This window comes from Burkholderia sp. AU30280, assembly GCF_020420125.1.
Lineage (GTDB): Bacteria > Pseudomonadota > Gammaproteobacteria > Burkholderiales > Burkholderiaceae > Burkholderia.
Window position 1 is genome coordinate 460488 of sequence record NZ_JAIZRY010000001.1, and the last position, 20800, is coordinate 481287.

Consider the following 20800-nt stretch of genomic DNA (forward strand, 5'->3'; position numbering starts at 1 on the left):
CGATCGTGCCGCCTGCCGCACCTTCTCGCCGCGCGGTCAGTTGTGCCGCTCCAGGACGATCACATGCTCGGGGCGCGCGCCGTCGCCGCGCTCGACGTCGACAGCGCCGACATGACGCACGTGCCAGCCCGGCCGCGTCGCGATCTGCGGCAGGTTGCCGGACGGACGGCTCTCGATCCCGCCGAGCCCTTGGTCGGGCGTCTCGACCGCTTCGTCGAGCGACGCGTTCGAATAAATCACGTTGTCGTGCCATTTCGACGCGCCCGCGGCCGCCTCCATGCCCTTGCCGTCGACGTCGACCATGGTGTCGGTCATCGCCATGCACGCGTTGTCGAGCGTCGCGATCCGGGCCGCCGCTCGCCGCACGGGGTCGTCGCTGTCGGGCGCATGCGTACCGCGTTCGATCGGCGGCAGGCCGGTCGGCGTCTTCGCGGCAATCATTTCCGGCGTCAACGGGCGCCCGCCCGCCGCATCGGGCATGCGGCGCGCCGCCGGCGCGGTCGGCGGGCGCTTCGCCGCCTCGTCTCCCCGATCTTCCGGGGCAGGATTCGATTCCACGTTCTGCATCGCACCTCCTTGTCCGGCCGGCGTGCGCCGCGATCAGGCCGTCGGCGCCGGTCCGGGAATCGCTACAACGGTCCTTGCAAATCTTTCATGTGCGCGGCCGAGCGCACGCACACCACCCGGCACGGCACCGCTTCAAGCGGACGTCGCACCCGCACACGGCCGGGGCAACGTCCGGCACACGGGATCACCGCGGGATAACCGCAGATCCGCCGCGGGTCAGCCGCCGCTCGCGCCGTCCGGCGCGGAGGCCGCGCCCGGCATGCTCGCGCCGCTGTCGCTGCTGCTGCCGGCCGCGCCGCTGCTCGGCGTGCCCGACGGCGCGGCCGACATGCCGCCCGTTGCGCTCGTGTCGGAGCTCGCGCCGCTGCTGTCGCTCTTCTTCTGGCAGCCCGCACCTGCCGCCAGGCCCGCAATCAGGATGCCGGCAAAGACGGCCCGCGACACATGACGAAGTGAATATCGCTGCATGACACCTCCGCTGATGTCGATGTGGATGGAGCCCGCTGGCGAGCAATTCCCGTGCCGCACCGGCCGTCGCCGACGCCCGCATTGCATTCATTTTTCAAATGACGCCCAACCGAATATTTAATTTCCCATCGCCGTGCCGGCCTTCCATACTCGCGAACAAATCCGAGACATAACGTCCACGGTGGCCGGGCCGGTGCAGCGTTCCCACGCTGCCGGTTGCGCGCCCCGCACATGGAAGGAGACAACGGCGTGCAACTGGAAGCCACCCACCGCCCGGGCCTCGCGCTCGGCGCGGACGACGCATCGCATCGAACCGATTCGGCAGCGCGCGACCCCGCGCTGAGCCCGCGGCTGCACAACCCCGACCTCGCGCCGACCCAGGCCGAGGGCCGGACGTGGGGCCGCTACAGCATCTTTGCGCTATGGACCAACGACGTGCACAACATCGCGAACTACTCGTTCGCGATCGGGCTGTTCGCACTCGGCCTGTCGGGCTGGCAGATGCTCGCCTCGCTCGCGATCGGCGCGGTGCTCGTGTACTGCTTCATGAACCTCACCGGCTACATGGGCCAGAAGACCGGCGTACCGTTCCCGGTGATCAGCCGGATGAGCTTCGGCATCTACGGCGCGCTGCTGCCGGCGCTGATCCGCGCGGTGATCGCGATCGCATGGTTCGGAATCCAGACCTATCTCGCATCGGTCGTGCTGCGCGTGCTGCTCACCGCGATCTGGCCGGGCCTCGCCGCATTCGACCAGAATGCGATCTTCGGGTTGTCGACGCTCGGCTGGGTGACGTTCGTCGCGATCTGGCTCGTGCAGATCGGCATCCTCACGTACGGAATGGAAACGGTCCGCAAGTACGAAGGGCTGGCCGGCCCGGTCATCCTCGTCACGACGCTGTCGCTTGCCGCGTGGATGTATAGCCGCACGGGCGGCCATCTCGCGATGTCGATCGGCAAGCCGCCGACCGGCTTCAAGATGTGGACGCAGATCTTCGCGGGCGGCTCGCTGTGGCTCGCGATCTACGGCACGCTGGTGCTCAACTTCTGCGATTTCGCGCGCTCGTCGCCGAGCCCGAAGACGGTACGGGTCGGCAATTTCTGGGGCCTGCCGGTCAACATCCTCGTGTTCGCGACGATCAGCTTCGTGCTCGCCGGCGCACAATTCAAGCTGAACGGCCACGTCATCCACAGCCCGACGGAAATCATCGCGACGGTGCCGAACAAGCTGTTCCTCGTGCTCGGCTGCCTCGCGTTCCTGATCGTGACGGTCGCCGTGAACATCATGGCGAACTTCGTCGCGCCGGCCTTCGTGCTGACGAGTCTCGCGCCGCATCGCCTGTCGTTCCGCCGCGCGGGCCTGATCAGCGCGACGGTCGCCGTGCTGATCCTGCCGTGGAACCTGTACAACAGCCCGATCGTGATCGTCTACTTCCTGTCCGGCCTCGGCGCGCTGCTCGGCCCGCTGTACGGGATCATCACGGTCGACTACTGGCTCGTGCGCAAGCAGCGCGTGAACGTGCCCGACCTCTATACCGAAGCGCCGACCGGCGCCTACTTCTACACGCGCGGCGTGAATCGCAAGGCGCTCGCGGCGCTCGTGCCGTCCGCGCTGATCTCGATCACGCTCGCCGTCGTGCCGGCCTTCAGCGCGATGACGCCGTTCTCGTGGCTGCTCGGCGCGGCCATCGCGGGCAGCGTCTACTGGCTGCTGGCCGATCGCAAACGGCAATACGACGAGCGCTCGGGCGAATCCATCGCGGTCGCCTGCGCCCGACACTGAAACCCATGCATACGGAGTCGCAATGAGGATCCTGGTAGTCAACGTCAACACGACCGAGTCGATCACCGACGCGATCGCCGCGCAGGCGCAGGCCGCCGCGTCGCCGGGCACGGAGATCGTCGGGCTGACGCCGCGCTTCGGCGCGGAATCGGTCGAAGGCAACTTCGAGAGCTACCTCGCGGCGATCGCCGTGATGGATCGCGTGCTGAGCTACGACGAGCCGTACGACGCGGTGATCCAGGCCGGCTACGGCGAACACGGCCGCGAAGGCCTGCAGGAACTGCTGACGGTGCCCGTCGTCGACATCACCGAAGCGGCCGCGAGCGTCGCGATGCTGCTCGGCCACCGCTACTCGGTCGTCACGACGCTCGACCGCACGGTGCCGCTGATCGAGGATCGCCTGAAGCTCGCCGGGCTCGATGCGCGCTGTGCGTCGGTGCGCGCAAGCGGCCTCGCGGTGCTCGAGCTCGAAGAGAACCCGGCCCGCGCGATCGAGTCGATCGTCGGCGAGGCGCAGCGCGCGGTGCAGGACGATCACGCGGAAGTGATCTGTCTCGGCTGCGGCGGGATGGCCGGCCTCGACCGGCAGATCGAGGAATGCACGGGCGTGCCGGTCGTCGACGGCGTATCGGCCGCGGTCGCGCTCGCCGAGTCGCTGGTGCGCCTGAAGCTGAAGACGTCGAAGGTCCGCACGTACGCGCCGCCGCGCCCGAAGCGGATCGTCGGCTGGCCGGGCACCTTCGCACAATGACGCGCCGCCGGCCCGCTGCTGCGTCGCGCTCGGGCATCGGGGCGCCGGGAGACGTATCGGCATGCGGGACACACTAGACCCGAACGCCCCGCCCGACGCCGCGGGCGCGCTCGACGTGCTCGATGCACGGTTGATGCGCATCCTGCTCGTGCTGCTGACCGAGCGCACCGTGTCGCGTGCGGCCGTGCGCCTGAACATGTCGCAGCCGGCCACCAGCGCCGCGCTCAAGCGCCTGCGCACGCTGCTCGGCGATCCGCTGCTGGTGCGCAGCCGCTACGGGATGGTGCCGACCGAATTCGGTGCACGGCTGATCGAACCGCTGCGCAACGCGCTGCGCGTGATCGACTTCATCCGCATCCAGCAACCGACGTTCGACGCGCGCACGTCCGTGCGCACCTACCGGATCGGCTGCCCCGACTACCTGAACGTGCTGTTCGTGCCGAAGCTCGTCGCGCTGTTCCGCGAACGTGCGCCGAGCGCGCAACTCGTGTTCCATCCGCTCGGCGACGGCTTCGACGACGAGCGCGCGCTGGCCGACGGCGAACTCGACGTGGTGATCGACAATCGCCCGGCACGCGCGTCGCGGTTCCGGCAGGACGACCTGTTCGACGATCGCATCGTGTGCCTGATGCGCGCGACGCATGCGCTCGCGCGACGCGGCACGATGACGGCTGCCGATTTTGCCGAAGCACCGCAGCTGTGCCCGACACCGTCGTGGCGCGAAGCGTCCGGCGCGATCGACCAGCAACTTGAACGCGTGGGCTTGCAGCGGCGGATCGTCGTCACGCTGCCGCATTTCGAACTCGCCGCGCATGCGCTGGTGCGCACCGACATGCTCCTGACCACCACGTACCGGCTCGCGCGGCACTATGCGAAGCTGCTGCCGCTCGCCGCCGTCGCGTTGCCGGCCGAACCGCCGGACATCGTGTACCGGATGACCTGGAACGAATCGGGCGAGTGCGCCGAGGGCGGGCGCTGGTTGCGCGGGCTGATCGCGGAAGCGACGCGTGCGTGGCTCGACGCCGAGGCCGCGTTACCGGCCGTCTCGGCCGTCCAGGCGGCCGACGCGAGCGCCGCCCCTGCGCCCGATACGCCGCGCTCGCCGGTGCGACGTCGCGCCACGCACTGCGGCCGCACCCACCGGACACCCATCGCACGCGCGACGCGTGCGCACCGCGCGACAACGAAGCCGCATTGAATGCGATGCGGCGGCGCCCGCGGTAGGCCCCGTCCTATTTACTCGCGGCAGACGCGCTATGCACAATGACGGCATTCGAGAGAGTCATCCGGAATCCGAGGGCATGCCGATGAAAACCTACCTGATCGCCGTGGCCGCACCGTTCGTGCTGCTGGCCCACTCCCCCGCGTTCGCCGACACACAGGATTGCGCGACGCGCATCCGCGCGCTGCAGACGCAGATCGATCAAGCGAAGCGGTCCGGTAATACGCACCAGCTGATGCGCCAGCAGATCGCGCTCGCACAAATTCAGGAGAACTGCACGGACGCCGGCCAGCTTTCGCGTGCCGAACGCAAGGTGCAGGACAAGCAGCGCGATGTCGAACAGGCTCGGGGCGACGTGCGGGACGCTCAGGCGCGCGTACGCGAAGCCCAGGCGCACGACGACGCGCGCAAGGTCGAGAAGGCCCGGCGCAAGCTCGCCGACAAACAGGACAAGCTGCACGAAGCGACGCGCGACCTGCACGAGGCCGAAGCCGATCGCAACGCATTGAAGGGTTGACAGTGCGCGCGGCGTGCCGTCACGCGTCACGCATCGGTTGCGCGAGCAACTGGTAGGCAACGACGACCACGACCAGCGCAAGCACGCCGCTCACCGTCAGCGCGCGGGCGAACCCGCTCGCAAACGCAACGGGCGCCGCCTGCGCGAGCGCACCGGCGGCCGACGGCGGCACGCGCTCGAGCGCCCGCGCCAGGTCGCCGGCCAGCAAGCTCGACATGAACGGCGCATCGGCGAACGCGCGCAGGCCGGGCGTGGCGGACAGCAGCCGGTCGAGCCGCGCATGCGTGCTCGCCGCCAGCACCGCGCCGAGCACGCCGACGGCCGTCACGATCGCCGAGAAGCGCGTCGTCGTGCTGATGCCCGATGCCATGCCGGTGCGGTTCGGCGGCACGCACGCCATGATCGCCTTCTGCGTGTCGCCGTTCATGATGCCCGCGCCGCAGCCCGTCACGACCATGCCGAGCGCGACGAGCCTGTAGTCGCCACTGGCCGTCAGCGCCGCGGTCGCGAGGTTGCCCGCGCCGATCAGCGCGAGCCCGCCCGCCAGCACGCCGCCGGACGCCACGCGCGCGGCCAGCGCCGCGCCGAGCGACGGCCCGGCGATCATCGCGAACGCGAACGGCAGCATCCCGAGCCCCGCGTCGATCGCCGACATCCCGAACGCGTTCTGCAGGTACAGCGGCAGAAACGTCATCATCACCTGCGCGCACGCTGCATAGCCGAACATCGCGAGCACGGCGCCGACGAAGCGCGGCTGGCGGAACAGCGCGAGATCGATCATCGGCCGCGCCTGCCAGCGCTCCGCGCCGATGAACGCCGCGAACAGCGCGGCGGCAAGCGCGAGCCGGCCGAGCGTCGCGGCCGACAGCCAGCCGTGCGACGGTGCACCGATCAGCGCCGCGATCGCACACGCGAGCGCCGCGCCGAACAGCAGGCTGCCCGCCGCGTCCACGCGCTTCGCGTGCGGATCGCGCGACTCATCGATCGCAACGCGCGCACCGGCCGCGAGCAGCAGGCAGGTGGGCAGGTTCAGCAGGAACACCCAGCGCCAGCCGATCCATTGCGTGATCGCGCCGCCGACGAGCGGCGCGATGGCCGTCGCGATCCCCATGCACATGCCCCAGATCGCCCACGCGCGCGCCCGTTCGCGCCCGTCCGGAAAACGGTTCGCGATCACGGCGAGCGCGGCCGTCAGCAGCAGCGCGGCGCCGCCGCCCTTCACCGCCCGCGCGGCGATCAGCCAGCCGGCCGTCGGCGCGACGCCGCAGCCGAGCGACGCGAGAAAGAACAGCGCGAGCCCCGTGAAGAGCATCCGCTTGCGGCCGAAGCGGTCGGCCAGCCCGCCCGCCGGCAGCAGGCACGCGGCGAACGCGGTCATGTACGCGCTCACGACCCATTCGATATCGGCGAAGCTCGCGTGGAAACTGCGCGCGATGCTCGGCAGCGACACGGCGACGACGTTCGTGTCGAGCACGATCAGCGAGCAGGTCGCGGACGCGACGGCGAGCGTCGCGGCGGCGGGCATGCGGGCGCCCGTGCGCGGGGCGGCCGCCGCGCCTGCGCGCGACGCCGGTGAAGACTGGGACATCGGCTGCTCCGGAACAAGATCGACGAGCCGTATGCTAGGCTTTCCACGTATTGCCTGTCATTGACACTTCCAAGCTGTTTTATTAACGAAAATTGCAATCATGGACCGGCTCGAATTCCGCCACGTGCGCGCGTTCCTGAGCGTCGCCCGGCATCTGCACTTCGCCCGCGCGGCCGAAGCGCTCGACATGGCGCCGCCCGCGCTCACGCGGCAGATCCAGGAGGCCGAACGCGTGCTCGGCGTGCGCCTCTTTCACCGGTCGCGCCGCGCGGTCACGCTGAGCGCGGCCGGCGAGGCCTATCTCGCCGAGGCGAGCGCCGCAGTCGAGCACCTGCAGCGCGGCCGCGAACTCGCGACATTGGCCGAGCGCGGCGAACTCGGCCGGATCGAGATCGGCTACGTGTCGTCGGCCGTCTATTCGGGTACCTTGCAGCGCACCGTCGGCGCGTTTCGCGACGCGCATCCGCGCATCGAGCTGAACCTGCGCGAAGTGCCGATGGACGACGTCGCGAACCAGCTCGACACGGGCCGGCTCGACCTCGCCTACGTGCGTCCGCCGATGCCGCTGCCCGGCGGCCTGCGGGTCGTCACGCTGCAGCGCGACGTGTTCGTCGCGGCCGTGCCTGCCGGTTCGCGCTACGCGTCGATGGCGACCCTTCGCGCCGCCGATCTCGCCGACGCGCGCTTCGCGGTACCCGAACAGGAGCGCGGCACGCTCGAAGTGGCGCGCCGCGGCCGCTTCGCACCGCTGATCGCCGCACGCCCGGGCGGCCTGCTCGCGGTGCTCGCGTGCGTATCCGTGAATGGCTGGGTCGCCGTGATTCCCGACGCGCTCGCCGGTTGCGTGTCGCTGCCGGGCGTCGTGTACCGGCCGATCGCCGGCAAGCCGATCACGTCGGAACTGGCGCTCGCGCATCGGCGCTTCGAAAAGGCGCCGGCGGTACGCGCGTTCCTGCGGACGGTTCCGTCGGCCACGCACGACCCCGCATGAAACACCCGCGTGCGGCGCTGGCGGCGATGCCCGCCGTCGCCGCACGAATATGCATTGCACGATTCGATGTTTGCCGGCCGGAAACCGATTCCGTAACCTGCCCGGCAGCCGCGCCGCCCGCGCGCGGATCACCGAGGACACCCCGCCGATGAATCCCTCCTCCGCTCCGGCGCGCCGCCGCGTGCTGCAGCGTCTGGCCGCCCTCGCCGCCGCGCCGCTCGCCGGCGGCATCGCACGGCCCGCCCACGCAGCCGGCGCCGATCTGTCGGGCGTCACGCTCGTGCTCGGCGACCAGGCCGGCGGCCTGCGCGCGCTCGCGGAAGCCGCGCGCGTGCTCGACGGTACGCGCTACCGGTTCCGCTGGGCCAACTTCCAGGGCGCCGCGCCGCTGTTCGAGGCGCAGCGCGCGGGCGCGATCGATCTCGCGCCGGCCGGCGACCTGCCCGTGCTGACGGCCGCGCTCGGCGACCCGTCGTTGCGGATCGTCGCGACGCGCGTCGGCTCGCCGGCGTCGCTCGGCATCGTCGTGCCGTCCGATTCGCCGGTCCGCACCGTCGCCGACCTGAAAGGGCAAACCGTCGTCGTGTCGTCCGCGCGCGGCAGCATCTCGCAGTACCAGTTGTACGGCGCGCTGCGCGAACACGGCCTCGCGCCGCGTGACGTCGACGTGCGCTTCGTGCTGCCCGTCGATGCGTTCGCCGCGTTCGAGGCGCGGCGGATCGGCATCTGGGCGACGTTCGACCCGTACTACGGGCATGCGGTACGGCGCGGCGCGCGCATCGTCCGCGACGGCAGCGGCATCAATTCCGGGCTGGCGTTCCTGACGTCGCCGGTCGAGACGCTCGACGATCGCGCGAAGCGCGCGGCACTCGCGGACGTACTGGCGCGGCTCGCCCGCGCGGGGCAATGGGCGCTTGCGCATCCGGCCGACTATGCGGGCGTCTATGCGTCGCTCACGCGCCTGCCGACCGACGCGGCCACCGACATCGCGCGCCGGGCCGCGCTCGCGCAGCGCAGCCTCAGCGACGCCGACATCGACGTGCTGCAGCGTGTCGCCGACCGCGCGGCGGCCGACGCGATCCTGCCGCGGCGCATCGATGTCGGATCGATCGCGATCCGCAACGTATCCGCCTGAGCGATGCCGCGCAGGGCTGCGTTCAGCGTGGGCGCGCCATGTCGAGGGGCGGCAGGTCGTTGCCGAACGTCGAGGCGACGAGCGCGCGCATCGCGGCGACCAGCCGCGTCGGCCCCGACGGGTTGAACGTGCCGCGCTCGAATGCGGCAGGCACGGCGCGATGCATCGCGGCCCGCCACGCGCCGCGACCGCCGTCGCGCTCGAATGCGGCGAACGGCAGCCGCTCGGCGATCGGGCCGCCACACCCGCATCAATTCGTGTCACGAATCCCCGATTCCTGCCTACAATGGATCGGAACACCTTTCGCCCGGCCTGCCGCGGACGACAACCGGATCCATCCGGTGCAGCGCAGGCCGGATCTCTCGGGGGACGTATGTCCGCGCATGCCAGAAAGCCACTGGTCTCGCTCGTCGTGCCGTTCCACGACGAGGACGAAGCAATCGACGCGTTCTTTGCAACAACGCTGCCCATCCTCGAATCGGTCGAGTCGATCCGTTTCGAGATCGTCTGCATCAACGACGGCAGCCGCGACGACACGCTCGGCAGGCTGATCGACGTCGCCGCCGGCGACCCGCGCGTGCGCATCGTCGATCTCACCCGGCGCTTCGGCAAGGAGGCCGCGCTTACCGCCGGCCTCGATGAAGCCGCCGGCACCGCCGTGATCCTGATCGACGCCGACCTGCAGGATCCGCCCGCGCTGATCCCCGCGATGGTCGAACGCTGGCTCGCCGGCGCCGAGGTCGTCGCCGCGAAGCGCACCGACCGCATGTGCGACCCGCTGATGCAGCGCGTGGCCGCCGCGCTCTACTACCGCATGCACAACCGCCTCTCCGAAGTCGAGATGCCCGAGAACGTCGGCGATTTCCGCCTGATGGACCGCCAGGTCGTCGACGCGCTGCGCGCGCTCCCCGAGCGCCGGCGCTTCATGAAAGGCCTGTTCGCGTGGGTCGGCTATCGCACCGAGATCATCGAATACACGCGTGCGCCACGCAGCGGCGGCCGCTCCAAATTCTCCGGATGGCGGCGCTGGAACTTCGCGCTCGAAGGCATCACGAGCTTCAGCACCGTGCCGCTGCGCGTGTGGACCTACATCGGTCTCGCGTTCGCCGCGCTGTCGTTCGTCTACGGTGCGTTCATCGTCATGCGCACGCTGCTGTTCGGCAATCCCGTGCACGGCTACGCATCGCTGATCTCCGTGATGCTGTTCGTCGGCGGCATCCAGCTGATCGGTATCGGCGTGATCGGCGAATACCTCGGCCGCATCTATCACGAGTCGAAGCAGCGTCCGGTCTATCTCGTGCGGCGGCGCTACCACGCGCAGCGGGACGCCGCCGCGCATCCAGTGTCGAAGCTGCTGCAGTTCCCGCTCAGGCGCACGCACGCGGCCCGTCGCCGGACGGCGCTGCCCGCGGCCGCCGGCCACGGTGCGGCGCGGCAAGCGTCCGTCAAGTAACCGCGCACACGAGGCATGGATCTCCCCCGGCAATCGATACGATCGGCGGATCATCCCGTCCGCGCGTGGCTGACACCCCGGCGCGTCGTTGCGTACAGCGCGGTCGCGCTCGCGTGCTACGCGCTGCTGCTCGCCACCTGGGCAGCCGTCGTCCGTGACGCGCCCGCCACCGCGCTGACGCGCCCGGGCCCCGACTACGCGGTGTTCTGGTCGGCGTCGTACGTGATGCTGCATGGCTCGCCATGGCAAGCGTACGATCTGCCGACCTTCTCGCGGCTGGCGGCCGACCTGTTCCCGCAGTTCCGCCGGGGAAACCTCGTCGCGTGGCTGTACCCGCCCACCAACCTGCTGCTCGTGACGCCGCTGGCGCTGCTGCCCTTTGCGATCGGCTATCCGCTATTCGTCGCGTTCGGCGTCGGCGTGTTCGGATTCGCCGCCTCGCGCGTATCGCGGCTCGGCGCGATCCCGGGTGCATCGCGCGTCGGCGGGTTCGCGCTGGTCGCCGCCCCGTGCGTGTTCGTCACCGGGATATTCGGACAGAACACACTCCTGACCGCGTCGTGCGCGGCGCTGGCCGTCTGCTGGGCGGAGCGTCGGCCGATGTGGGCCGGCCTCTGCATCGGCCTGCTGTCGGCCAAGCCGCAGATGGCCATCCTGTTCCCGTTCGTGCTGGTCGCCACGCGCGCATGGCGCACGATCGCGTGGGCCGCCCTGGCCACCACCGCGTTCGCCGCGTTGAGCGTCCTGATCTGCGGCATCGAGTCGCTACGGCTGTTCGTCGCCGGCACGGCGGTCGCGCGCTCGCTCCTCCTCGAGCAAAGCATCATGTTCTGGCTCGTGTCGCCGGCGCCGTTCGCCGCGTTCCGCCTCGCGGGCCTGCCGCCCGGTGTCGCGTATGTCGCGCAAGCGTGCATCGCAGCGGTGGCGATCGCCACCGCCTGCATCGTGTGGATGCGCTCGCGCGACATCCGCTTGCGCGCGGCGGTGCTGGCGGTCGCAACGCTCGCTGCGAACCCGTACGTGTGGCACTACGAGCTCGCCTGGCTCGGCATCGCGATCGCCTGCATGCTGGCGGCCGGATGGCAGGACGGCTGGCGGCGCGGCGAGCAGACCGCGATTGCGCTCATGTGGCTGCTGCCAATCGTCGAATACCTGAACCCGTGGCTGCAATGGCCGCAGATCGGCCCGGTCGTGACGCTGTTCGCGCTCCTCGTGCTGGTGCGCCGCGCCGGCCCGGGGGCTCAAGACGCGAGCCGCGGCGGCACGTAGGCGCCATGGTACGGCCCGACGCCGGCCGCCGAGTGCTGCGCGATCCCACCGTTCGCCGCCGGCGCAGCCTGCGTCCCGTTCATCGCGCCGCCGCCCGGCGCTATCGTCGCATCGGCCGCCGCGAGCGCGGCCGCGTCGGCCGCGTTCCACAACGGGTTGTTCACCGTGACCACCCACGCGACGCCAACCGCCGGCGCGCCGAACGACAGCAGCGGAATCAGGAACGGCAGGAAGAACAGCGCGCTGCCGCACGGCGCCGACGGGCTGCGTCGCAGTCACGTCATTCATAGAGCATCACCGACGTCGCCGAGACCGTCACCGGGCCGGTCAGCGCACTGAACGCGGACCCGAGCACGAGCCCCGAATACGTGTAGGTCACGGTCACCGTCAGCGCGGTGCCCGACGTCGTGCCGTTCGCCTGCGTCACGGTCACCGCCGGCGTCGTCGCGGTGCCGCCGGTGATCAGGCTGTTCTGCATCGCGTTCTGCGCGATGCTGGCGATCTGCGTCGTGGTCAGCATCGGCACGCGCAGCACGACGCCGGCGCGCGCGGCCTCGCGGCTCGCGTTCGTGATGACGGCCTTGTCGCACAGGATCAGGCTCGTGTCGATGATGCCGATCAGCACCATCAGCAGGAACGGCAGCATCAGCACGAACTCGAGGGACACGACGCCGCGCGCATGGCGTGCGCCCGCCGCCCCGCGTGTCATTTTGCGGCCCCCGCGCCCGGTGGCACGACGCCCGGCTCCAGCGCCGCGCCGGACAGCGGCGGCGGACTACCGGCGCCTCCGGAAACCTCGCGCGACGCAAGCCGCGCGCGCACCGCCTGGTAGAAGCGCAGGTTGTCGGCCACCGCCGACGCGGGCAAATCGGCGGACAGCAGCTTCTTCGCCGAATCGGTATTGCCGAGCACGCCGTACGCGAACGCGAGATTCTGGCGCGCCTGCCACGGCGCGGACGGCAGCCCGGCGACGTCGAGCAGCACGTTCACGCCCTCGCGCGGCCGGTTGCTCAGCACGAGCGACAACCCGAGGTCGACGCGCAGCCCCTGCGCGTCCGGATGCGCGCGCAGCGCGTCGCGATACACGACCTGCGCATCCGCATGACGCCCCTGCAGGTCGAGCACGGTGCCGAGCCCTTCCGCCGCGAGCGGATGGTTCGGCTGCGCGGCCAGCAGGTCGCGATAGCGCTGCGCGGCTTCGTCGAGACGCCGCTGCCGCAACGCGACGCGCGCGAGCCCGAGCCGCGGGCCGAGCTCCGCCGGCGCCTGCCGCTGCGCTTCGTCGTAGAGGATCCGCGCGCGCTCCAGGTCACCCGCGCGGTAGTTGACGTCGCCGAGCCCCAGCCGCGCCGCGAGCGAGTCGGGATGCGTCGCGAGCACCTTCTCGTACAGCGTCGACGCGAGATCGACGTTGCCGCCGGCGAGCGCGCTGTCGGCGATGCGCAATTCGGCCTGCGGGTCGTCGCTCTTGTGCGACAGCACCGGCCGCGTCTGGATGCCCGGCGTGCCGCAGCCGGCCAGCACCGGCAGTGCGGCCGCGAGCGCGAACGCGCGTACGACGGATCGTGTCATCTGAATACCTCGAGCAGGCGGATCGCCGCCGGGCCCGCCGCGATCAGGCAGACCGTCGGCAGGATGAACAGCATCATCGGCAGCGTGATCTTCGGCGCGAGCTTCGCGGCCCGCTCCTCGAGCGCGACGATCTGCTCGGTGCGCTCCGTGCGCGACAGCGTGCGCAGCGCCTGCGTGATCGGCGTGCCGAACCGCTGCGACTGCGTCAGCGTCGTCGCGAGCGAGCGTGCCGACGTGAAATCGACGCGCGTCGCGAAATGCGCGAGCGTCGCGGCTACGTCGCCGCTCAGCGTCAGCTCGTCCGCGCACACGGTCAGCTCGTCGGCGAGCGGCGGGCAGATGCGCGACAGTTCGTGCGCGACGCGCCGGATGCCCGACGCAAGGCTGTTGCCGGCCATCGTGCAGATCACCAGCAGGTCGAGCGCATCGGGAAAGCATGCGGCGACGATCCGCCGCCGCCGCCGGATCATCACGCCGAGCACGTACTCCGGCACGATCACGCCGATCACGAACGCGGCGATCATCGCCAGCGCGCGGATCACGAAGTATTCGCCGAAGCGCGGAATCAGCGGGCTGAACACGATCGCGCCGCACGCGAACAGCACGCCGCAGCTCAGCTTGATCCCGATCATCACCGACACCGCGCGGCGCTCGCGAAAGCCCGCGCGCGTCAGTTGCAGGCCGAGCTTCACGCGCTGCATCGGGTCGAGCACCGGCAGCCGTTCGCCGAGCTGCGCGAGCCGGCGCGTGAGATCCAGGCGAACGCCGCCCGGCTGCCGCCACCCCGCCACCGGTGCCGGCGGATGCTGGCCGGCCGCCAGCCGCACGCGCGCGGCGATCCGCTGGCGGGTGCCCCCGCCGGGCGTGCCGAGCGCCACCGCGACACAGGCGAGCAACAACAGCAACTCGAGGCCGCGGGCGGCCAGTATCGACAGCGTCATCGCGCGGTATCCAGTTTCGAGATCCTGCGGATCACCAGCAGGCCAACCGTCAGCAACCCGGCCGCGATCGTCAGCATCGTGTGCCCCGGGTGCGTCGTGAACAGCAGCATCACGTAGTCGCGGTTCACGGCGAACAGCCCGCCGATCATCACGAACGGCACCGCCGAAATGATGTTCGTCGTGATGCGTCCTTCGGCGGTCAGCGCGCGGGTCTTCACGCGGATGTCGCGGCGCGTGCGGATGATGCTCGACAGCTCGTCGAGCGTCTCGCCGAGGCTGCCGCCGGTCTCGCGCTGCAACAGCAGGTAGACGGTGAAGAACGAGAAGTCCGCGATCATCAGCCGGTCCGCCGCGTGCGTCAGCACGTCCTTGAGATCCGCGCCGACCCGCAGGCCGTCCCCCATCGAGCGGAACGTCGCGCGCACCGGCTCGGCCGCGCTGTCGCCGACCATGCTGATCGCCTGCGTGACCGGAATGCCCGCGCGCACGGCCCGCACGATCACGTCGATCGCGTCGGGGAACGCTTCGAGAAAGCGGATCCGGAAACGCTCGACCAGCGCACGGTAGCTGGCGCGCATCGCGACCAGCGGCAACCCGGCGTAGATCAGCGGACGCAGGAAGCCCGGCGGCCCGATCAGCTTCACCGCGACGATCGCCGCGATCGCGCCCGCGATCGTGCTCGCGACGACGATCCTCACGCCGCCCTTGCCGCCGACCGCGCGCACGCGCGTCACGCGGCGCTGCAGCCACGCGCGCAGGCGGCCCTGGCGACGCTCGAGGTTGAGCAGCGCGACACCCGGTGCGGCGGGCGCGTGCCCGTCGCGTCCGGCCAGCGACGGCGACAACCGCCGCATCCGGGCGCGGATGCGCTGGGCTGGCGTGCGGCTCGCGCGATCGAACCGCGACGACAGCACGAGCCCGATCGCAACGATCGTCACGAACACGCCCACCGCGAACAGGTCGGCGCCCCTCATGTCCGGAACACCTCGGCGAGCGCATCCTCGACGCCGTAATACGCGGCGCGCGCCGCGAATCCCGGCCGCAGCGGCGACGCCTCGAACACGCCCTTCACCGCATCGCGCGTCGTGTCGCCTTCCTGGCGGAACGCGAACAGGTCCTGCGTGATGACCACCTCGCCTTCCATCCCGACGATCTCGGTGATCCGCGTGACGCGCCGCACGCCGTCGCGCATCCGCTCGATCTGCACGAACAGGTGCACGGCGCTCGCGATCTGGCGCCGGATCGACAGCAGTTGCAGGTTCGCATTCGCCATCATGACCATGCTCTCGAGCCGGCTGATCGCGTCGCGCGGCGAATTCGCGTGGATTGTCGTCATCGAGCCGTCATGGCCGGTGTTCATCGCCTGCAGCACGTCGAACGCTTCGGGGCCGCGAATCTCGCCCAAGATGATGCGGTCGGGCCGCATCCGCAGCGCGTTGCGCACGAGATCGCGCTGCGAGATCCCGCCGAGCCCCTCGGTATTTTCCGGCCGCGTCTCGAGGCTCACGACGTGCGGCTGCAGCAACTGCAGCTCGGCCGCGTCCTCGATCGTCACGATCCGTTCGTGCTGCTCGATGTGCTGCGACAGCGCATTGAGCAGCGTCGTCTTGCCCGAGCCGGTGCCGCCCGAGATCACGACGTTCAGCCGGCACGCGCACGCGACCTTCAGCACCTGCAGCATCGGCGGCGAGATGTTGCCCTGCTGCGCCATCCGCGCGAGCGTGATGTCGCGCTTCGCGAACTTGCGGATCGAGATCGACGGGCCGCGCAGCGCGATCGGCGGCAGCACGACGTTCACGCGGCTGCCGTCGGCGAGCCGCGCATCGACCATCGGGCTGCTCTCGTCGACGCGACGCCCCACCGCCGCCGCGATCCGCTGCGCGACGCTCGCCACGTGCGCGTCGTCGCGGAACTTCAGCGACGTGAGCTCGAGCCGGCCCGCGCGCTCGACGTAGACCTGGTCGGGCCCGTTGACGAGGATGTCGGTGACGGTGTCGTCGGCGAGCAGCGGCTCGATCGGCCCGACCCCGAACATGTCGTTCAGGATCGCATCGACGATCAGCACCTGCTCGCCGGCCGAGATCTTCAGGCGCTCGCGATCGACCGTATGCGCGGCCACCTGCTCGATGCCTGCGCGCACTTCGTCGCGCGTCTTCATCAGCGCCGCCGACATGTTCATCGACGCGAACACCGCGGTGCGGATCGCGTCGAACTTGCTCGACCGGATCAGCGCTTCGCGGGTGTCCGCGGCCACGGGCGCTCGGGCCGGCGCCGGCGCAGGCATGTCTGCCGCGGCCGAGACCGGGGCCGGTGCGGGTTCGCGCGTCACGGCGGGCGACGCGCCGGGCGTCGCTGCCTGTGTCGCTGCCTGTGTCGCGGCCGGCACGGGGTCCGCCGGCGGCCGGTTGCGGGTACCGAACGTCACGATCCCTTCCTCCACTTGACGAGCCGCGCATACCACGGCTCGGCGACGATCATCGGCTCGCCGGTGATGCCGCTCGCGAGCTGCCGGATCTGGTCCACGAAGCCGTTCCGCTTCCCGCCTTCGATCGGCTCGCCAAGGTTCTCGGCAACCGCGAGCGTCTGCGGCTCGTGCGGCAGTTCATGCAGCTTCGCGCCGCCGAACGCTTCCTCGAAATCGACCGGCTCGACGCGGCCCGCGACCGGCGCGAGCGGATTGTTCAGCACCAGCGACAGCAGCCGCTCGCCGGGCAGCTCCCGTACGAAACGCACGAGCCGCGCCGCTTCGTACGCGGCGTGCACCGAACGGTCGACCACGACGTGGACGAGATCGGACGCCGCGAGCGCGTCCTCGAGCAGCTTGCCGGCGCCGCTCCCGACGTCGAACAGCACGTAGTGGAAGCGGCCCTTCAGCATGTCGACCAGGCGCGCGACGGCCTCGTCGCCCACCGGCGCGTCGGTGCCGTACGCCAGCTCGGCGGACAGGACGTGCAGCCGGTCGCCCTTCGTCACGAACATGCGCTCGAACAACGCGTCGTCGGGGCGCTGCCCCATGTTCAGCAATTCGATCAGCCCGTTGTTGCTGGACAGCCCGAGCATCGCGTTCGCACCGCCGCCATGCAGGTTCAGGTCGACGTAGGCCACGCGGCGGCGCTTCTCGCCCGCCAGGAAGCGCGCGAGGCTCACCGTGATCGTGGTCGCGCCGACCCCGCCGCGCGCGCCGACGAAGCTGACGACCTTGCCGGTGCGCGCCTGGACGACCGACTCCGTCGCCGTCAGCGCACGCCGCATCAGCTCGACGGTCAGCGGCTTGACGATGTAGTCCTGCACGCCGATGCCGAGCAGGTTGCGAAACAGCCCGACGTCGTTCTGCGTACCGATCGCGATGACCCGCACCGACGGATCGCACACGTCGGCGAGCCGCATCAGGTCCGACACCGGCAGCACCGAATCCGACACGTCGATGACGAGCTGGCGCGGCGAACGCTCGAACTGCTGCAGCAGCCGGATCGCATCGTCGCAGACGCCCAGCTGCAGATGGGTACGCGCGATCGACAGCTCCTGCGCGACGCGCCGTATCACGTCCTCGCTGCCCGCATCGGAGACGACCGCGACGAGATCGGCCGCGCCCGCGGACGCGGCGCGCCGGGTGTGCTGACGGTCGAGGAGGTTCATGGGCGGCATCGTGATGGCATCCGGGTCGGTTCAATGGCTGGGCGAGCCGGTCGTCAGCGTCTTGTCGGGCGTCGGCTGCTTCACGCGATCCTCGACGTAGCGGCGCACCGCGTCGGCCGCGGTCTGCGCGTCCGCGCCGCCGTACGGCACGGGCGCGACGAGATCCTCCGGCCGCGCGAGCATCGCCGCGAGGTTCGAGTAGGTCGCGCAGCCAAACGGCACGCCCGGCCGCGCGAACCCCGCGTCGACGAGATGCGACGGCTGCATCAGCTTCGCGCAATCGGGCGCCACCGCGTGCGCGCCGTCGAAGCCGATCGACCGCGCATCGGGCAGGTTGACCGGCGGCGGCGCCGACAGGCAGCCCGCCAACGCCAGCGGCAGCAGTGCGGCGACGGTCGATCGGGTTCGCATGCGCGTTCCTCCGGTTCAGTACACGAAGCCCGCGGCGCCGACGAGGCGCGGCGTGTCGCCCGACAACAGGTCGAGCCCGAGGCTGCGCTGCACCGCGAACTCCAGGTCGCTGCTCGGCCGCGCGACGGTGTCGATCGCCTGCTCGAGCTGGCCGGGCCCGGCCGGCTGCACGATGTACGGCGTGACGATCACGACCACCTCGGTCTTGTTGTCCTGGAAGTTCTTCGACGAAAACAGCCGGCCGATGATCGGCAGCCGGCCGAGCCCCGGAATCTGCGACACGGTGTCGGCCGTCTGGCTCTGCAGCAGCCCGCCGATCGCAAAGCTCTGCCCGCTCGACAGCTCGACCGTCGTCTCGACGCGCCGCACCGTGAGCCCCGGCACCGTGACGCCGCCGGTCGTCACGCTGTTGCTCGCATCGATCTCGCTCACTTCCGGCCGCACCTTCAGGCTGATCCGGTTGTCGGCGAGCACGGTCGGCGTGAAATCGAGCGACACGCCGAACGGCTTGAACTCGACCGTGATCGCGCCGGTCGACGAACCGGCCTGCACCACCGGGATCGGAATCTCGCCGCCCGCGAGGAAGCTCGCGGTCTCGCCGGACATCGCGGTGAGGTTCGGTTCCGCGAGCATCGTGATCAGGCCCTCCTGGTCGAGCGCGTCGAGCACCACGTCGATCGACCAGCGCCCCGCGCGGAATCCGCCGAGCACCGAGAAGGCGCCCGTCGGCGACAGGTTGAACAGGCCGCTCGTCGGATCGAACAGCGTGCGCCCGTTGAACAGCCCGCCGACGAAGTTGCCGGCGCCGCCCAGCGCGCTCCAGTTGATGCCGAGCTGCTGCGTGAGGTTGCGGCTCACCTCGGTCACCCGTACGCGCAGGTTCACCTGGATCGGGCGCGACAGCGTGAGCCGGTTCACGATCTTTTCCTTGTCGTGCAGGTACGGCGTGAGCGACTGCATCACGGCGTCCGCGTCGGCCGCGCTCGGCACCTTGCCCGACACCATCAGCGAGCCCGGCGCACCGGATACCGCCAGCTTCAGCTGCGGAAAGCGGCTGTCGAGCACACCCTGCAGCGACGCCGTGTCGACTTGCACGATCACCGTCTTGCGCAGGATCGGGCGATGGTTCGCGCCGAGCGCGATCAGCGTGGTCGTGCCCGCCTTCTTGCCGAACACGAACACGGTGCGCGGCGACGGCACCTGGATGTCCGCGATGGCCGGATCGGCGACGAACATCGCGGTCGCGGGCTCGGGCAGCGACAGCAGCTCCCCCTTGCCGGTCGCGATCGACAGCGCCGCGCCCGCGTCCGGCGCGCGTGCGACCTGCGCGAACGCGCTCCCGGACGCAACGACGCAGGCCAGGCACCAGAAAGCGATCCAACGAACCATGCGCACCATGCGTGTTCCCGTCAAATGCCGGCCGCCGGGCGGTCGGCCCGAATCGTCAATCCGTCACTGCGCCGCCACGACCGGTGGCTGCGCACTCGCCTCCGCCGCGGCATTGGCGCCCCCTGTCGTCGTGGGCATCGCGGGCACCGCCGGCCAGCCCGGCAGCCCGGACGGCAGCGGCGGCAGGCCCGGCGTGCCGGTGCCGCCGCCACGCGAACCGTCGTCGACCGACGAACCGCGATAGATCACGACCGCGTTGCTCCGCCACGCCGGCCGCGCGCCCGTATCCGGCCGGGCGGACGCCTCGCGTGCGGCCTCGCGGGCCGCGCGCGACACGTCGCCGGCCCATACGGGTTGCGTATCGGGCTCCTGTTCGCCGCCGCCTGCCGGCTGCCGCCGGTCGCGCGTCGCGAAACTGCGCAGCGCGAGCGACAACGAGCCGAGGCGGGTCGCCACCAGCACGACCTGCGCGGTGCGCGGCGCGACCTCGAGCGTGACCGTGCGCGCGCGGGCCGTGGCGTCCGGTGCGCTCGCCGACGCCTTCGCGCGCTGGAATTCGGAACCGACCGCCAGCACGCGCGCGCGCCGCACCACCGTTTCCGCTTCGAACGTGCCGGGGGACGTCGCCGAGCCGCCGATCTGCTGCGTCAGCAGCACGTCGACGAAGTCGCCCGGCTGGATCAGCCCCGCATTGCCCGACACGTCGTCGACCGGCACCGAGATCGCGCGCATACCGGGCTGCAACGCCGCCGCGAGAAAATCCGGCGCACCGGCCGGAATCACGTTCTCGACGCGAATCGGTGCGCCGGCGCCGACGTGGTTGCGCAGCAGCGCGCCCTTCAGGTCCGCGCCCGGCTGCGACTCGACGAACGCGCCGGCCGGCACCTGTGCGCGCGGCATGCGTTTCCACGCCAGATCGTTGTCGCGCAGCAGCAGCCCTTCCGGCAGATCGGCGGCAGCGACCCGCACGCGTGCCTGATCCGTTTCGGCCGGCACCGACGGCGTCGACGCGGCGACGTACAGTTCGCGCAGGATGAACGCACCGATGCCGGCGGCAACGACGAGCACGGCCAGTCTTAGCGGTTTGGGCATGGCGGCGAGCGTCCCC

Annotated in this window: 21 protein-coding genes and 2 pseudogenes; 8 read left to right on the forward strand and 15 right to left on the reverse strand. The window is 70.8% G+C overall.

All coding sequences use genetic code 11. The features are described from left to right. Positions 1-36: 36 nt before the first annotated feature. Positions 37-567 carry a DUF3005 domain-containing protein gene (locus tag LGN17_RS02020; RefSeq protein WP_226194949.1) on the reverse strand — a complete coding sequence of 177 codons (531 nt, stop codon included), beginning with the start codon at positions 565-567 and terminating at the stop codon, positions 37-39. A gap of 216 nt (positions 568-783) precedes the next feature. Then, positions 784-1035, reverse strand: coding sequence for a hypothetical protein (locus tag LGN17_RS02025; protein WP_175950650.1), 252 nt, complete (start codon positions 1033-1035; stop codon positions 784-786). 231 nt (positions 1036-1266) lie between these two features. Here LGN17_RS02025 and LGN17_RS02030 point away from each other — a divergent pair, with 231 nt between their 5' ends. The 4 genes from LGN17_RS02030 to LGN17_RS02045 all read left to right on the forward strand — a co-directional run bounded on the left by LGN17_RS02030 (position 1267) and on the right by LGN17_RS02045 (position 5307). Continuing rightward, positions 1267-2817 carry an NCS1 family nucleobase:cation symporter-1 gene (locus LGN17_RS02030; RefSeq protein WP_226194950.1) on the forward strand — a complete coding sequence of 517 codons (1551 nt, stop codon included), beginning with the start codon at positions 1267-1269 and terminating at the stop codon, positions 2815-2817. Between the two features lie 22 nt (positions 2818-2839). Next, positions 2840-3568, forward strand: coding sequence for an aspartate/glutamate racemase family protein (locus LGN17_RS02035; protein WP_226194951.1), 729 nt, complete (start codon positions 2840-2842; stop codon positions 3566-3568). Positions 3569-3629: 61 nt separating this feature from the next. Beyond that, a complete protein-coding gene (locus tag LGN17_RS02040) occupies positions 3630-4766 on the forward strand; it encodes a LysR family transcriptional regulator (RefSeq protein ID WP_226194952.1) in 1137 nt (378 codons plus the stop codon). Between the two features lie 103 nt (positions 4767-4869). Then, positions 4870-5307: a DUF1090 family protein gene (locus tag LGN17_RS02045; RefSeq protein ID WP_226194953.1), complete on the forward strand. Its 438-nt coding sequence runs from the start codon at positions 4870-4872 to the stop codon at positions 5305-5307. Positions 5308-5326: 19 nt separating this feature from the next. Here LGN17_RS02045 and LGN17_RS02050 read toward each other — a convergent pair whose 3' ends face one another. Continuing rightward, a complete protein-coding gene (locus LGN17_RS02050; RefSeq protein WP_226194954.1) occupies positions 5327-6895 on the reverse strand; it encodes an MFS transporter in 1569 nt (522 codons plus the stop codon). Between the two features lie 100 nt (positions 6896-6995). On the opposite strand from LGN17_RS02050, the gene LGN17_RS02055 reads away from it, so the two are divergent. Continuing rightward, complete coding sequence (locus LGN17_RS02055) at positions 6996-7886, forward strand: LysR family transcriptional regulator (RefSeq protein ID WP_226194955.1); 891 nt, start codon at positions 6996-6998, stop codon at positions 7884-7886. A 148-nt stretch (positions 7887-8034) separates the two neighbouring features. Further along, positions 8035-9021 carry an ABC transporter substrate-binding protein gene (locus LGN17_RS02060; RefSeq protein ID WP_226194956.1) on the forward strand — a complete coding sequence of 329 codons (987 nt, stop codon included), beginning with the start codon at positions 8035-8037 and terminating at the stop codon, positions 9019-9021. Positions 9022-9043: 22 nt separating this feature from the next. Here LGN17_RS02060 and LGN17_RS02065 read toward each other — a convergent pair. Continuing rightward, positions 9044-9406: pseudogene (locus LGN17_RS02065) on the reverse strand (hypothetical protein). On the opposite strand from LGN17_RS02065, the gene LGN17_RS02070 reads away from it, so the two are divergent. Together LGN17_RS02070 and LGN17_RS02075 are read left to right on the forward strand one after the other, a co-directional pair. Next, positions 9395-10474 carry a glycosyltransferase family 2 protein gene (locus tag LGN17_RS02070; RefSeq protein ID WP_226194957.1) on the forward strand — a complete coding sequence of 360 codons (1080 nt, stop codon included), beginning with the start codon at positions 9395-9397 and terminating at the stop codon, positions 10472-10474. The pseudogene LGN17_RS02065 and the gene LGN17_RS02070 sit on opposite strands and share 12 nt — an antisense overlap. Before the next feature lie 15 nt (positions 10475-10489). Next, on the forward strand, positions 10490-11743 hold the full coding sequence (locus LGN17_RS02075; RefSeq protein WP_226194958.1) for a glycosyltransferase family 87 protein: 1254 nt from the start codon (positions 10490-10492) through the stop codon (positions 11741-11743). Here the strand turns inward: LGN17_RS02075 and LGN17_RS02080 are convergent. The 11 genes and pseudogenes from LGN17_RS02080 to cpaB all read right to left on the reverse strand — a co-directional run bounded on the left by LGN17_RS02080 (position 11716) and on the right by cpaB (position 20784). Next, the gene (locus tag LGN17_RS02080; RefSeq protein WP_319000797.1) at positions 11716-11907 is read right to left on the reverse strand and encodes a hypothetical protein; all 192 of its coding nucleotides are present in this window, start codon (positions 11905-11907) and stop codon (positions 11716-11718) included. The genes LGN17_RS02075 and LGN17_RS02080 overlap by 28 nt on opposite strands. A gap of 3 nt (positions 11908-11910) precedes the next feature. Beyond that, a pseudogene (locus LGN17_RS36650) lies at positions 11911-12018 on the reverse strand (hypothetical protein); the annotation flags it as partial. Positions 12019-12023: 5 nt separating this feature from the next. Beyond that, the gene (locus LGN17_RS02085) at positions 12024-12452 is read right to left on the reverse strand and encodes a TadE/TadG family type IV pilus assembly protein (RefSeq protein WP_226194959.1); all 429 of its coding nucleotides are present in this window, start codon (positions 12450-12452) and stop codon (positions 12024-12026) included. Then, a complete protein-coding gene (locus LGN17_RS02090; protein WP_226194960.1) occupies positions 12449-13315 on the reverse strand; it encodes a tetratricopeptide repeat protein in 867 nt (288 codons plus the stop codon). Before LGN17_RS02090 ends, LGN17_RS02085 begins: the two co-directional genes overlap by 4 nt. Then, positions 13312-14256 (reverse strand): type II secretion system F family protein, encoded by a 945-nt coding sequence (locus LGN17_RS02095; protein ID WP_226194961.1) that lies wholly within the window; start codon positions 14254-14256, stop codon positions 13312-13314. Before LGN17_RS02095 ends, LGN17_RS02090 begins: the two co-directional genes overlap by 4 nt. Beyond that, on the reverse strand, positions 14253-15230 hold the full coding sequence (locus LGN17_RS02100) for a type II secretion system F family protein (RefSeq protein ID WP_226194962.1): 978 nt from the start codon (positions 15228-15230) through the stop codon (positions 14253-14255). The genes LGN17_RS02095 and LGN17_RS02100 overlap by 4 nt, the downstream gene beginning before the upstream one ends. Next, on the reverse strand, positions 15227-16681 hold the full coding sequence (locus LGN17_RS02105) for a CpaF family protein (protein ID WP_226194963.1): 1455 nt from the start codon (positions 16679-16681) through the stop codon (positions 15227-15229). Before LGN17_RS02105 ends, LGN17_RS02100 begins: the two co-directional genes overlap by 4 nt. After that, complete coding sequence (locus LGN17_RS02110; protein ID WP_226194964.1) at positions 16678-17901, reverse strand: AAA family ATPase; 1224 nt, start codon at positions 17899-17901, stop codon at positions 16678-16680. Before LGN17_RS02110 ends, LGN17_RS02105 begins: the two co-directional genes overlap by 4 nt. 21 nt (positions 17902-17922) lie before the next feature. Next, positions 17923-18303: a CpaD family pilus assembly lipoprotein gene (locus LGN17_RS02115; protein WP_226194965.1), complete on the reverse strand. Its 381-nt coding sequence runs from the start codon at positions 18301-18303 to the stop codon at positions 17923-17925. Between the two features lie 15 nt (positions 18304-18318). Next, entirely contained in the window at positions 18319-19701 is a 1383-nt protein-coding gene (locus LGN17_RS02120; protein WP_226194966.1) for a type II and III secretion system protein family protein, read from the reverse strand. 54 nt (positions 19702-19755) lie between these two features. Then, the gene (cpaB, locus tag LGN17_RS02125; protein WP_226194967.1) at positions 19756-20784 is read right to left on the reverse strand and encodes a Flp pilus assembly protein CpaB; all 1029 of its coding nucleotides are present in this window, start codon (positions 20782-20784) and stop codon (positions 19756-19758) included. Positions 20785-20800: the final 16 nt, after the last annotated feature.

Bases quoted from the DNA above. Each gene is read 5' to 3' on its own strand.
- LGN17_RS02020 (WP_226194949.1), bottom strand. From the start codon at position 567: ATGCAGAACGTGGAATCGAATCCTGCCCCGGAAGATCGGGGAGACGAG.
- LGN17_RS02025 (WP_175950650.1), bottom strand. From the start codon at position 1,035: ATGCAGCGATATTCACTTCGTCATGTGTCGCGGGCCGTCTTTGCCGGC.
- LGN17_RS02030 (WP_226194950.1), top strand. From the start codon at position 1,267: ATGGAAGGAGACAACGGCGTGCAACTGGAAGCCACCCACCGCCCGGGC.
- LGN17_RS02035 (WP_226194951.1), top strand. From the start codon at position 2,840: ATGAGGATCCTGGTAGTCAACGTCAACACGACCGAGTCGATCACCGAC.
- LGN17_RS02040 (WP_226194952.1), top strand. From the start codon at position 3,630: ATGCGGGACACACTAGACCCGAACGCCCCGCCCGACGCCGCGGGCGCG.
- LGN17_RS02045 (WP_226194953.1), top strand. From the start codon at position 4,870: ATGCCGATGAAAACCTACCTGATCGCCGTGGCCGCACCGTTCGTGCTG.
- LGN17_RS02050 (WP_226194954.1), bottom strand. From the start codon at position 6,895: ATGTCCCAGTCTTCACCGGCGTCGCGCGCAGGCGCGGCGGCCGCCCCG.
- LGN17_RS02055 (WP_226194955.1), top strand. From the start codon at position 6,996: ATGGACCGGCTCGAATTCCGCCACGTGCGCGCGTTCCTGAGCGTCGCC.
- LGN17_RS02060 (WP_226194956.1), top strand. From the start codon at position 8,035: ATGAATCCCTCCTCCGCTCCGGCGCGCCGCCGCGTGCTGCAGCGTCTG.
- LGN17_RS02070 (WP_226194957.1), top strand. From the start codon at position 9,395: ATGTCCGCGCATGCCAGAAAGCCACTGGTCTCGCTCGTCGTGCCGTTC.
- LGN17_RS02075 (WP_226194958.1), top strand. From the start codon at position 10,490: ATGGATCTCCCCCGGCAATCGATACGATCGGCGGATCATCCCGTCCGC.
- LGN17_RS02085 (WP_226194959.1), bottom strand. From the start codon at position 12,452: ATGACACGCGGGGCGGCGGGCGCACGCCATGCGCGCGGCGTCGTGTCC.
- LGN17_RS02090 (WP_226194960.1), bottom strand. From the start codon at position 13,315: ATGACACGATCCGTCGTACGCGCGTTCGCGCTCGCGGCCGCACTGCCG.
- LGN17_RS02095 (WP_226194961.1), bottom strand. From the start codon at position 14,256: ATGACGCTGTCGATACTGGCCGCCCGCGGCCTCGAGTTGCTGTTGTTG.
- LGN17_RS02100 (WP_226194962.1), bottom strand. From the start codon at position 15,230: ATGAGGGGCGCCGACCTGTTCGCGGTGGGCGTGTTCGTGACGATCGTT.
- LGN17_RS02110 (WP_226194964.1), bottom strand. From the start codon at position 17,901: ATGCCGCCCATGAACCTCCTCGACCGTCAGCACACCCGGCGCGCCGCG.
- LGN17_RS02115 (WP_226194965.1), bottom strand. From the start codon at position 18,303: ATGCGAACCCGATCGACCGTCGCCGCACTGCTGCCGCTGGCGTTGGCG.
- LGN17_RS02120 (WP_226194966.1), bottom strand. From the start codon at position 19,701: ATGGTGCGCATGGTTCGTTGGATCGCTTTCTGGTGCCTGGCCTGCGTC.
- cpaB (WP_226194967.1), bottom strand. From the start codon at position 20,784: ATGCCCAAACCGCTAAGACTGGCCGTGCTCGTCGTTGCCGCCGGCATC.